This is a genomic window from Sphingomonas citricola (assembly GCF_019429535.1).
Lineage (GTDB): Bacteria > Pseudomonadota > Alphaproteobacteria > Sphingomonadales > Sphingomonadaceae > Sphingomonas > Sphingomonas citricola.
On the sequence record NZ_JAHXZM010000007.1, the window covers coordinates 24,103 to 35,785 of the forward strand.

The 11,683-nt window shown below is 71.6% G+C and carries 12 protein-coding genes and 1 tRNA gene; 3 read left to right on the forward strand and 10 right to left on the reverse strand.

Annotated elements, in window-relative coordinates; all coding sequences use genetic code 11:
* Window positions 1-16 precede the first annotated feature (16 nt).
* Both KZ810_RS15390 and KZ810_RS15395 read right to left on the reverse strand, forming a co-directional pair.
* Complete coding sequence (locus KZ810_RS15390) at window positions 17-1,402, reverse strand: ATP-binding protein (RefSeq protein ID WP_258045002.1); 1,386 nt, start codon at window positions 1,400-1,402, stop codon at window positions 17-19.
* On the reverse strand, window positions 1,399-2,061 hold the full coding sequence (locus tag KZ810_RS15395; protein WP_219770011.1) for a response regulator: 663 nt from the start codon (window positions 2,059-2,061) through the stop codon (window positions 1,399-1,401). The genes KZ810_RS15390 and KZ810_RS15395 overlap by 4 nt, the downstream gene beginning before the upstream one ends.
* A 113-nt stretch (window positions 2,062-2,174) precedes the next feature.
* Between KZ810_RS15395 and KZ810_RS15400 the strand changes: the two genes are divergently transcribed.
* The 3 genes from KZ810_RS15400 to KZ810_RS15410 all read left to right on the forward strand — a co-directional run bounded on the left by KZ810_RS15400 (window position 2,175) and on the right by KZ810_RS15410 (window position 4,641).
* Window positions 2,175-2,843: a hypothetical protein gene (locus KZ810_RS15400; RefSeq protein ID WP_219770012.1), complete on the forward strand. Its 669-nt coding sequence runs from the start codon at window positions 2,175-2,177 to the stop codon at window positions 2,841-2,843.
* A 205-nt stretch (window positions 2,844-3,048) separates the two neighbouring features.
* Window positions 3,049-3,123 (forward strand) — tRNA-Gln (locus tag KZ810_RS15405).
* Window positions 3,124-3,312: 189 nt separating this feature from the next.
* Window positions 3,313-4,641 (forward strand): lipopolysaccharide biosynthesis protein, encoded by a 1,329-nt coding sequence (locus KZ810_RS15410; RefSeq protein ID WP_219770013.1) that lies wholly within the window; start codon window positions 3,313-3,315, stop codon window positions 4,639-4,641.
* Here the strand turns inward: KZ810_RS15410 and KZ810_RS15415 are convergent.
* The 8 genes from KZ810_RS15415 to KZ810_RS15450 form a co-directional block, all read right to left on the reverse strand.
* Window positions 4,614-5,384, reverse strand: a complete 771-nt coding sequence (locus KZ810_RS15415; RefSeq protein WP_219770014.1) for an NTP transferase domain-containing protein — start codon at window positions 5,382-5,384, stop codon at window positions 4,614-4,616. The two genes, KZ810_RS15410 and KZ810_RS15415, sit on opposite strands and share 28 nt — an antisense overlap.
* Entirely contained in the window at window positions 5,384-6,304 is a 921-nt protein-coding gene (locus tag KZ810_RS15420) for a hypothetical protein (RefSeq protein ID WP_219770015.1), read from the reverse strand. The genes KZ810_RS15415 and KZ810_RS15420 overlap by 1 nt, the downstream gene beginning before the upstream one ends.
* Window positions 6,301-7,320 (reverse strand): diacylglycerol/lipid kinase family protein, encoded by a 1,020-nt coding sequence (locus KZ810_RS15425; protein ID WP_219770016.1) that lies wholly within the window; start codon window positions 7,318-7,320, stop codon window positions 6,301-6,303. Before KZ810_RS15425 ends, KZ810_RS15420 begins: the two co-directional genes overlap by 4 nt.
* A 158-nt stretch (window positions 7,321-7,478) precedes the next feature.
* Entirely contained in the window at window positions 7,479-7,964 is a 486-nt protein-coding gene (locus KZ810_RS15430; protein WP_219770017.1) for a DUF2141 domain-containing protein, read from the reverse strand.
* Window positions 7,965-8,007: 43 nt separating this feature from the next.
* On the reverse strand, window positions 8,008-9,129 hold the full coding sequence (locus KZ810_RS15435; protein WP_219770018.1) for a CDP-alcohol phosphatidyltransferase family protein: 1,122 nt from the start codon (window positions 9,127-9,129) through the stop codon (window positions 8,008-8,010).
* Window positions 9,130-9,139: 10 nt separating this feature from the next.
* Entirely contained in the window at window positions 9,140-10,270 is a 1,131-nt protein-coding gene (locus tag KZ810_RS15440) for a CDP-glycerol glycerophosphotransferase family protein (RefSeq protein ID WP_219770019.1), read from the reverse strand.
* A complete protein-coding gene (locus tag KZ810_RS15445) occupies window positions 10,267-11,001 on the reverse strand; it encodes a phosphocholine cytidylyltransferase family protein (RefSeq protein WP_219770020.1) in 735 nt (244 codons plus the stop codon). The genes KZ810_RS15440 and KZ810_RS15445 overlap by 4 nt, the downstream gene beginning before the upstream one ends.
* The gene (locus tag KZ810_RS15450) at window positions 11,001-11,675 is read right to left on the reverse strand and encodes an HAD family hydrolase (protein ID WP_219770021.1); all 675 of its coding nucleotides are present in this window, start codon (window positions 11,673-11,675) and stop codon (window positions 11,001-11,003) included. Before KZ810_RS15450 ends, KZ810_RS15445 begins: the two co-directional genes overlap by 1 nt.
* Window positions 11,676-11,683 lie beyond the last annotated feature (8 nt).

Below are 11,683 nucleotides of genomic sequence, written 5' to 3' on the forward strand. Positions count from 1 at the left end.
CCGCCGCGGACGCTGTTCAGCCGATCGCGCCGCCGGGCAGCCGCAGCGACACGCACAACCCGCCGCCCGCCGCCTCGTTCAGCGCCAGCGTGCCACCGTACAATTGCGCCAGTTCGACCGCGATCGCGAGGCCGAAGCCGTGCCCGTCGCGTTGCTCGTCCAGCCGCGTACCGGCCTGCGCGGCGCGCGCGCGGTCGGCGGCGGGGATCCCGGGTCCGTCGTCGCTGACCGTTATCGTGACGAAGCGCGCGTCAGTGTCGGCGCGTACCCGAACGACGACACGGCGCGCCGCATTCTTCGCGGCATTGTCGAGCAGGTTGCCGAGCAATTCGTCGAGGTCGCGCGGGTCCATTGCCGCGGCGAGCGGGGCAGAGGGCAGATCCTGCTCGATCACCACGCCCGCGTCGCGGTGGATCGTCGCGATCGTGTGCGCCAGATCGGCGAGCGCGGGTGCGATCGGCGTGCGCGTGCGCGTATCCGCCACCTGCGCGCGGGCGCGGGCGAGATGGTGGCGGATCGTCTCGTCGATCCGGGCGACCTGCGCCGCCAGCGCCGGATCGCCGCGCAGCGCGAGCGACAACGCCGCGACCGGTGTCTTGAGCGCATGCGCCATGTTGGCGGCCGAACGCCGCGCGGTGTCGAGCGCGGCGGCATTGTCGCCGGCGAGCGCGTTCAGTTCGACCGCGAGCGGACGAAGCTCGCTCGGCTGATCCTCGTCGACGCGCGCGCGTTGCCCGGCGCGGATCGCCGCCACCTGATCGCGCAGCCGGCGGACGGGACGAAGCCCGACGCGCAACTGCACCAGCGCGACCGCGCCCAGCAGCGTGCCGAGCGCGGCGAGGATCAACAGCAGCGGCTCCACCGCGTCGCGGATCGGACGCCGGATCACGTCGCGCGGCGCGGCGGCGGTGATCGTGACCGGCCCGCCCGCGGTGCGCAGCGTGACGCGCCGCGCGTGTAGGACGCCTCCCTGCGCGTCGACGCCCTCGACCGGCTGGAGGTCGGAGAAGGGTCGCTCTGGCCGCTCCGGCGGCGCGGCGGGGCCGGGCGGCGGGTGCAGGCCGGGCGGGGCGGGGGGGGCGGGCGCGTCGCCGAGCGGTGGCAGGTCGCCCGAACCCAGCGTTCCACGCTGCGTCACGATCTGCCAGCGCCAGCCGCGCTCGCGCTCGAGCACGCCGGCCTGTTGCCGGACGCGGTCGCGGTCGATCTCGCCGCGCGCCGACACCGCACCGGCGAGCAGCGCCACCTCGCTGTCGAGCCGCCGGTCGATGCCGGCGACGACGAAGCGTTCGAGCACGCCCGCGATCAACCAACCCGCCAGCGCCAGCGCGATCAGCGTCGCCGCCGCCGACAGCGCGAGCATCCGCGCGTGAAGCGATCGGGGCAGCCGCACGGCGTTCATGCCGCGCAGACGAGGCGGTAGCCGCGCCCGCGCACCGTCTCGATCAAGGTCGCGCCGATCTTCTTGCGCAGCCGCCCGACGATTACCTCCAGGCTGTTCGAATCGACGTCGGCGTCGCCCTCGTACACGCGTTCGAGCAGCTCCAGCCGCTCGATCACCGCGTTGCGGCGCAGCATCAGTTGCGACAGCACGCGCCACTCGAACGCGGTCAGCCTGAGCGGCAGGCCGTCGAGTTCGAACTGCCCGGTCTGCGTCTCGAACGCGAGCGGCCCGCAGGCGATGCGTGGCTGCGCGTGCCCCGCCGCGCGCCGGACGAGCGCGCGCAGCCGCATCACCAGCTCCTCGACGCGGAACGGCTTCACCAGATAATCGTCCGCGCCCGCCTTGAACCCCGCGACCTTGTCCGACCAGCCGTCGCGCGCGGTCAGGATCAGCACCGGCAGCGTCCGCTGCGCGGCGCGCCACGCGTTCAGCACCGCGACCCCGTCCATGCCGGGCAGGCCGAGGTCGAGCACCGCGGCGTCGTACAGCTCGGTCGTGCCCAGATGCGCCGCGTCGATGCCGTCGTGCGCGATATCGACCGCGAAATGCTCGTCGCGCAGCGCGCGCGCGATCGCGGGACCGAGAGCGAGGTCATCTTCGACGAGCAGGATACGCATGCATGGGGCTCCTAGGTGCGCTCCTTAAACCGAAACTGAACCGCGAGGTTCAGCCGGGGTGGCGCCGTGCGCGGCTAGACGGTGATTCGTTCATTGCAACGGAGAAGGAAATCATGCCTCGTATGACGACGCCGCGGATCAGCCGCGGACAGAAGATCGGGCTCGCCGGGGCCGCGTTGCTCGGTATCGGTGTCGCGGGTGGAGCGGGCGCGGTGTCGCTCACGCGCCCCACGGTCGAGATGGCGCCGACGGTGCCGACCGCGATCGCGCGGCTGCCGCAATCGAGCGGCGTCGTGACCGTGAAGGGCCGCGTGGCGGAGGTCTATGGCAACCGCTTCGTGGTGCAGGACAACAGCGGCCGCACGCTGGTCGACGCCGGCCGCGAGGGGCAGGGCGCGGTCACCGTCGGCAGCCCCCTCCTGGTCCAGGGACGATATGATCAAGGTCAGCTCCGCGCCCGCTATCTCGTGAATTCGGCGGGTAACGTTCAGGAAGTCGGTGCGCCGCCCCCGCCCCCGCCGCCTCATGGTCCAGGTGCCCCGCCGCCCCCGCCGCCGGGCGCCGGTGCCCCTCCGCCGCCGCCGCCGGGTGCGGGCGCCCCGCCGCCGCCTGCGGCAGGCGGCGCGGTTCCTCCGCCCCCGCCGCCGCCCGCTGCTGCGGGATCGCGGGCCCAGGGTGCCGACCTGCCCGCGCCCCCGCCGGGTGCCGGCGCACCCCCGCCGCCGCCGCCGGGTGCTGCAGCAGCCGCCCCGACCAATCTTCGTGCACCCGACCGCCGATGATTGCCAAGGACCGGGAGCGCCGGGCGCTCTCGGTCCTTCCTGATTTCGACGCCGCGATGGTATCCTAACGCCAGACGACGCAGGCCGAAAGGCGACACGTCGCCGCTGCAGAAGGCGCCGCCCGGAACATTCGGGCCGGGGTGCTTATCGCAGTCATCACAACGGTTGAGCGGCGCGCAAGAGTCGCTATAAGCCCGCGCTCTGCTGGGGCGTCGCCAAGCGGTAAGGCACCGGTTTTTGGTACCGGCATTCGTAGGTTCGAATCCTGCCGCCCCAGCCAGATCCTGACACGATCGATGCCTACCGCGCGGCCGACGCGATCGCGGTGATTTGACCACGAGGCGGGGCCGTGGTTGCGCCTGCCGGCTGTCGATCCGCTTCACATATTCGGTGATCAGGGTGCCGCGGCACCGACCCGCCATCCCGTCGCGGGCTTGCCGCTGATCACGCCGCTATCTAGGCGGGCGCGATGACGGATCGGTCGTCTCATCCCTCTCCACGCGCGGGCGGCGTTCGCGCGGTGCTCGCCAATCTCGGCTGGTTGCTCGCCAGCCGGGGCGTGCTGGCGGTGTTGTCGCTGCTGTATCTGGGGATCGCGACACGCACGCTGGGGCTCGCCGATTTCGGCCGCTTCGCACTCGTCACGGGCGCGGCGCAGGCGCTCGCGACGCTGGTCGGATTCCAGACGTGGCAGGTCGTGGTCCGTTTCGGGATCGATCACCGGGCGCGGGGTGACGAGGCGGCGCTCGGGCGGTTGTATCGGGCCTGCATATGGCTCGACGTCGCGAGCGCCGCCGTCGGACTGGGGCTGGCGGCGCTGATCCTCCTCGTCTGGCGCGAACGGCTGGGGATCACCGCGCCATTGCTGCGCGACACGATCATCTTCACCGCCGCGCAGCTTCTGTCGATCCGCTCCGCGGCTTTGGGCGTGCTGCGGCTGACCGATCGCTTTCGCGCCGCGGCGGCGGCCGACAGCGTCACGCCCGCGATCCGGTTCGTCGGTGCGATCGCCGCGGTCGCGTTCATGCCGACCTTGCACGCATTTCTATGGGCATGGACCGCGGCCGAACTCGCCACGGCTGCGACCTACTGGATCACGCTGGGACGCAGCGGCGATCTGGCGCTCGCGCGGCGCGCCCGCACGAACTGGCGTGAGCTGTTTCGTGAAAACCCGCGACTTTTGCGCTTTCTGGTCAGCAGCAACGTGGTGTCATCGCTCGGGCTCGCGACCAAGCAGATCCCGTTGATGTTCGTGGGGGCGTTCGGTGGCCCGGCGGCGGCGGGCGCGTTCCGGCTGGCGCTGCAACTCGCGCAGGCACTCACCAAGCTGTCGCAGCTGATCTCGCGCGCTGCCTTTCCCGAGGTGGTGCGCACGATCCGCGACGTGGCACCGCGCGAGCTGGGGCGGGCGCTGCGCCGAATGTTCGTGGCGAGTGCGGGCGGCGCGCTCGTCATCCTCGTGCTGGTCGCGCTGATCGGACGGCCGGTGCTGGTCGCGGTCGGCGGCAATGCGGCGTACGCCGACGCATATCCGCTGCTGCTGTGGCTCGCGGCGGCGGGTTCGATCGATCTGGCGGTCGTCGGGTTCGAGCCGGTGCTCCTCGCCGGTGATCGCTCTGCCTCGGCGATGAGCGCGCGTGCGATCGGCGTCGCGGTGCAATTCACGCTGATGATCGTGCTGTTGCCGCGGATCGGCGCGGCGGGGGCGAGCATCGGCGTGTTCGGTGCGTCACTGGTCAGTGCGATGCTGATGGTCCTGCTGGTGTGGCGTTACGTCCGCGCGGTCGCGCGCGCCTGATCGAGGTGCGCGCGCACGAAATCGAGATCGGCGGGCTTGTCGACGTCAACCGCGGCGAGCCCGTCGGTCGCGGCGATCACCACCGCGTTGACGCCGGCGCGTTGTCCGAGGTGCGCGATCGCCGACGATAGCGGCAGCCGGCCGAGCAGATAGCGCAGCAGCAAACCGGGGCCGAGCCGGCGGACGATTCGCCACGGTCGCTTGCGATCACGCTCGACCTGCTGCCACAGCGCGATCACGCGTTCGGCGCGCGGCGTCGCGAGATAGAACAGGTTGCACCCCGACCACTCTCCGTCGGCGAAGCGCAGATAGGTGCGGCGGGATCCCGGTGCCGCGGCTTCGACCGCATCGCGCCGCGCGAGCAGCACCGCGACATCCGCCTCCGCGGGCACGCGCGCGACGAAATCGCGGATCCAGGCGGGGTCGAGCAGCGCGTGATCGCCCGTCGTGACCAGCAGCGGGGTGCCGAGCAGGCGCAGCGCGTCACCGGCGCTGGCACTCGGCCCCGCGGCGGCATCGAGCGGCGTTGCCCCCAGCCGCTCGGTCTCGTCGCGCACGGCGGGACTGTTCGCGGATACGCCGATCCTCGCGAAGCCGGCAGCGCGCACGGCGTGCACGACGCGCGCGAGCATCGTCGTCTCGCCGAGCGCGATCAGCGCCTTGTCCGACACGCCCGCATCGCGCGCGACCGGATCCTCACCACCGCGCGAGCCGGCGAGGATGAGGGCGGCACCGCTTTGCATTATCGCACCGCCTGATGCTGCCACAATTGCCAGAGGACGCCGGGCGCGGCGAGCACCGGATGCCGCTCGCGAAACGGGGTCAGCGGCAGCGCCAATCCGGTATGACGCTCGATCTTCCACAGCGCGTAACGGGTCGCGCCGTCGAAGGTGAAGGCTGCCTTGAACAGCCGCAGCACGTTCAGCTTCTTGCCCCAGCGTCGCGCGCGCGCCCACCTGCGCGACAGCGCCTGACGCTGCGCGGGGGTGAGCGTTGGGTGCAGCGCGTCGCCCCGCGCGACAAATCCGATCTCGCCGGCGGTCCACGCCAGCGGCAACAGCGTGTCGTAGCGCGCGCGGTCGTATGCGAGGATCTGATCCTCGCGCCCGGCCGCCTCGACGCGAAATTCAGTGGCATAGGTCGCGCGGAACAACGCGCGCCAGTAATCGCCCGGCGGGCCGTTTGCCGGTCCATGCAGCGCGGCGAAGCGGGCCGCGGTCACCGCGGCGTCGGCGATCGCCCGGACAATCGCGTCGTGAACGTCTGCGCCCGCGGTCCAGATGAGCGCCACGGGCTGGACGAACCGTGCCCAGATCGTCGTATCGCGGGTGTCGCCGGCCGCGGCGCGCGCGAAGGTGTCGCGGTCCATCGTGGCGACCTTCGCCCGGATCAGACGCCCGCCGACCGCCACTTCATGATAGCTGACGTCGGGCCAGATGTGGCGGCTCGCGCCCGACGCGGTTCCGGGCGGGCGCAGGACGTAGAAGTCGAGCACGCCGTCCATATCCGCGGTGCGCAGGACCGAGCCGTAGAACAGCACCGCCTCACCCGATTGCGATGCGGCGATGCGGCGTGCCGCCTCGACGATCGCGGGGGGAACCGGGCGCGCCAGTTCCGCGGTGACGAAGGCGCACAGTTCATCGGCGCCTGCTGCGGCGCTCACGGCGTGACGAAGGTGACGGGTGCGCCCGCGCGCACATCGTAACTGCCGCCGGGATAGCGTTCGCCATCGAGGACGAACCCGCCCGGAAGCGTCAGGCGCGTCGGCTTGACGTCGTGGCGATGGTGATAGCCCGCACGCGCGAGCCAGCCACCCTCTCGCCCGGCGAGGATTGCGGGAACGGCGAGCGGCAACAGACGTGGTGGCGCCTCGATCGCCAGGATGTTGAGTGCATCGCCGGGGGTGCCGAGTGGCCGCATCCCGATCGGCATGCGTCGCAACGTCGATCCGAACAGCAGGTAAAGGTCGTGTTCGGCCGTGTTGCCGTCGTCCAGATCGGTGATCCCGATACGCTCTCCCGCGCGCCAGGCGTTGTTCGTGCCCGCAAACATCGTCTGGAGCAGCGCGCCCGCGACCGACAGCCCGACCGCGGCGCCGCCGAATGCGCCGATATCGTGGGTGCGTTGTGCAAGATCGGTCGCGCGGGTGAAGGCGCTGGCGCCGAACAGGAAGCCGCGGTGGGTGATACCGTCGGCGCCGGTCAGCTCGATCGGGGAACGCGTGGTCGTGCGGCCGGCAGTCAGCGCGGCTTGCGCGGCGACCGCCGACCAGTCCCACGGGATGCCGAGGTCGAGCGCGAGCGCGTTGGTCTTGCCCGAGGGAATGACCGCGATGGGCGGCAGCGTGGAGCCGAAGACCGCCGGCGCGGCGCTCAGCACGTCGCGGACGGTGCCGTCGCCGCCATCGACGACGATCAAGGCGACGCCGCGCGCCTTGAATGTGGCGAGGGCGGCGGACAATTCGTCCTTGGTACCCGGCTCGAGCACCAGCATGTCCGCCGTCGCCCCGGCGCGGCGATGGACCGGATTGCCCTGCCGGTTCCGGCGGCTGCGCGGATTGCTGATGATCCCGATGCGCGACGCGTCGATCGCGCCGTCGGACGTGACCCGCGGAAAGGGAATGACCCTCGGTTCCCGACCATCCGCGACCCGCGGCAAGGTGAGGGGCGGCGCGAGCACCGCTGCCTCGTCAAACGCGAGGGCAGTATTTTTAAAGCAGGAATTCACTCGATCGGCGCTCCACACGCGACTGTAACAATCGACGTGTACCAGCGATCCGGCGAAATTGTGTCCCTTGCGCGCGGCAAGAGGGCAGCGCTTTGGCATCGCCCGTCAGATCAACGCGAATAACGGGTGCGCACGGGGATAGCGCTGCCGCTCGCCGGCACCGGAAAGCGCACCCGTGCCAGACTGGGCAGACCCATGGTGGTGGGGGCGTCGTTGGAGAAGCCGAAGCCTTCCTTGATCGTGAACAACGTGCGGTTGAAATCGTGGTCGCCGTTTTCGTCGTGGTAGGTCGCGACCGCGTAGGAGCCGGGGGTCACCCAGAAGCACGCCGCGGTGGCGGGTGCTTGCGCCGGCGTGCGGACGCGCGCGAGCTTGCCGCCTTTCGCAAGGAAGCGGCGCGAGTCGTCGGGGTAGAGCGTGAAGACCATGTCGCCGTGCGCGTTGCGGACGTCGGTCGCGGTGACCGACAGGCGGACTTTCCCCGCGCCGGGCGTACCCGCGCACGATGGCGTCGCCGCTGCCGCTGCCTCGGGCGCGAGCGCCGACCCGCCCAGCAACGCGGCCGCGGCGGCGATGTAGAAGAAACGTCGTGTCATGGGTGCGATATGGGTCAGCGACGCTGCCCCGCAAGCCGGCTGTTCAGGCAAGCCAGCTCGCCAGCCGCTCCCCGCCGCGCGCGCGCCAGATCGCTTGCACCAGCCGGACGCCGTGGACGACGAGCGACAGCATCGTCCACACCGCGACCGCGACGATCCCCCAGTCGGGCCGCGCGACCAGCAGTGCCGCGAACAGGATCACCATGTTGGGGTTACGCCGGGCGGTGACCAATCGGAAACGGCTGTCGAAGCGTTCCCAGACGTGGATGTGCATCCCGAAGCGGACGATGAACGCGCCCTCGATCAACCGCTGCACGACGTAGCCGAACAGCATCGCCGCCATCACCGCCCAGAAGGTCTGGTCCGACAGCGGGCGACCATAAGGCGCGCAACCCGCCGCCCAGGCCCACCACCAGATCGGCGGATGGACGAGGTCGACGCCGTGATCCCACGCATTGCCGAGCTTCGACGAGGTGATCGTGCAGCGCGCGAGTTTTCCGTCAACGGTGTCGAGCACCATGAAGACGAGCCCGGTCAGAAGCCCGGTCCAGAACCAGCCGTACCAGAAGGCGATCGTGGCGACGATGCACAGGACCGAGCCGATCGCGGTGACGCCGTTGGGCGACAGGCCGACGCGCGCCGCCAGTCTGGTCAGCGCGAGCGCCCATTCGGGCCAGAGATACTTGGTCAGGAGGTCGGTCACCCCCTTGTACGCGCCGACGTAGCTGGCGCGCTCGATCGCGGGCACCGCGGCGGGCACCAGCGCCTCGGCAAAGGGGCGCTCGCGCTTGCGCAATGCCTCGTTGAAGATGCCTTCGTCGCGCTCGGTCGCGACCTGTTCGAGGTGCGGCGGGAGCGCGGCATCGCCGGTGATCGCGCGTTCGCACGCGGCGCGGTCGGCGGCGGCGACGTGCGCGAGCACGATCTCGCCGCGGCGCGTCAGCACGGTGCCCGGGCGCGATTGAAGCCACGCGATCCAGGCGGGATCGAACACAAAGGCGAGGTTGGAGAGGATGACGGTGTCGCTCGCGCTCCCCTCGCCGAACGGCAGCGCGCGCGCGGCGGCGATGCGGCGCAACCGCTCGTGCCCGGTCATGCCCCAGAGGAGCACGGGATTGTCGCCCAGCGGCACCACCGCGGGCTGAAGGGACTCGGTCGGCTGCATCGGCGGGCCTTTAGCGGCGGGGTCGGGGGTTGGCGAGGACGCGCAGCACCGCGTCGGCCGCGCGGCGCGCACCGGCGCCGCTCGCGTCGCCGAGTGCTGCGCCGGCGATATCGCGCTGGGTCGCGGCAAAGCAGGCGTGGCGCGCGGGCGCGCGCGCGATCGCGGGGATGAGGTCGGCGAGATCGTCGACAACCTCGCCCGCGCGCCACATCGCGTAAGCGGGATCGTCGGCCCAGGCGCGGCCGAGCGCATTGAGAAAGACGGCGGGGCGCGGCCGCGCGAGGAACTCGATCAACTGGCTAGACGTGTCGCCGAGGTAGAGATCGGCCGCCGCGGTGTAGCTGCCGTCGACGGTCGCGAAACTGTCGAGATCGACGTGGACGTGCGGCAGGTCCGCGACGCGGGCGAGCGTCTCGCGCAGCTCGGGCGCACGCTCGATCAGGCGCTGATGCGGGGCGAGGATGACGTTCCAGTCGCGTTGCGCGGCGAGGTGCTCGACCACCTGCGGCCCCCAAGCCGGCCACGACGAGCGATGCGCCTGCCAGTGCGGGGTGTAGAGCAGCACCGGGCGGTCGTCGGTGAACAGCGCGCGCGCGGGCGTGCGCTGGCGGAACGCGGCCTTGACGTAGCCGGTCGCCTCGATCCGGTCGGGCGCCATGCCGCGCGCGAGATAGGTGGCGCGTTCCTGCTCGCTCGGCACCAGGGTGTAGGCAGCGGCCATGCGCCGGCGGTCGTCGCGCGCGCTCATCGAGCCGACGCCGTGCGAGGTCTTGACGAAGCGCGTGCGCATCCACGGGAAAGCGCGCGGCAGCCACAGGCTGGTCTGTTCGGCGCAGACGACAATGCTGGTGCGTGCGAGCCGGGGCGCGAGGCGCAACAGCATCGGCAGCTTGGGGGGCAGCACCGGGCGCTCGCCGGGCGTGGTCGCGGCGAGGCGGCGGAAACCCGGCGCACGGCGGATGCGGACTTGCGGCATATCCGCCGTCCAGCCGGCGAGCAGATCCTCGTGGGTCGAGGTCGACACCCACAGGTCGAGCGGCAGATCGGCGCGCGCGTCGGCCAGCGCCTCGACTACGGGGAAGAGGTGCGGGATCAGCAGCGTCTCGCCGAGGAACAGGAAGGCGACGGGTGCCGCGGTCATCGCGCGCGCGCGTTCCAGCGCTCGACATCCTCGGGCCGGTCGATCTCGACCCAGCCGCCGCTTTCCTCGACGATCGCGTGGACCGCGCCCTGGCGTGCGAGCGCGGCGACGACGTCGTGGTGATAAGCGTTGATCCCGTCGCCCGCACCCTCGGGCCCCGCGATCACGCGGTCGAGCACGGGGCGGTAGCCGCTCTGCGCGCCCGCGACGACGACGCCGAGCGAGCGGTGCGTCGCCTGCTCGGGCGGCAGCGCCTTCGACACCGCGGTGACGCGGTCGCCCGCGACGTGGACGAGCATGTCGTCGGTGTCGGCCCGCGCGATCGGTTCGACCACCAGCCCGACGCCGGCGCGGTCGTATTCGCCGTCGTGCGCCAACGCGCGCGCGAGGATCGTGCCCGTCAGTGTCGTGTCGCCGTTCAGGAGGCAGAAGGCGTCGCCCAGCATGTCGCGTGCCGCCCAGACGCTGCCGATGCTGCTCGACACCGCCCAGAACGGATTGAAGCGCAACGTGACGGCGAGCGGCGGGCGATGCGTGGCGAGGTGCGCGCCAACCTGATCGTGGCGATAGCCCGCGACGACAACCGCCTCGCGCACCCCCGCTTCGGCCAAAGCGCCCAGCTGATGGTCGAGGATCGCGCGCCCGCCGACGGGCACGAGGCATTTTGGCATCAGATCGGTCAGCGGCAACAGCCGCGAGCCGCGCCCGGCGCTAAGGATGATCGCGCGCATCAATGTGTCCAGTCAAGGATCGGCCAGCCGTTCGCCCGTGCCAGCGTTCGCAGGCGGCGGTCGGGGTGGACCGCGAAGCCTTCGTCGGCGAAGGCGAGGCAGGGGGCGTCGGTGGCGTGGTCGGTGTAGAAGCGGACGTGCTGGCGCGCGCGCGGCTCGCTACGATGCCCAAGCCAGTCGGTGATCGCGGCAAGCTTGGCCGCGCCGTAGACGTTGGCGCCCGACAGGCGGTGGGTGACGGCACCGTCGGGCGCGGACGCCGCCTCGGTCGCGATCACGTCGGCGATGCCGAGCCGGCGCGCGATGTGCGCGGCGTAGAAGCGGTGCGCGGCGGTGGCGAGGACGACGCGGTAACCCGCGGCGCGATCGGCGGCGATGCGTGCGCGCGCACCGGCGCGGACGTTGCCGCCCAGCTGTCGTTCGGCAAAGGCATCGGCGATCCGCGAAAGGTCATCGGCGGGGATCGCGCCGCCGATCAGCAGGCGGTGCATGACCTCCTTCAGACGATCGCGCTTCATCACCCCGGCCTTGTGCGCCACCGCAGCGAGCGCGGCGGCGGGGACGAGCGCCAGCCGCCACGGCGCGCGGCGCATCGCCGCGTGGAGCAGGAACGCGGACCAGGTCGGCGCCCGCGTGATCGTGCGGTCGAGGTCGTAGAACGCGTAGCGCGTCATCCCGGGCG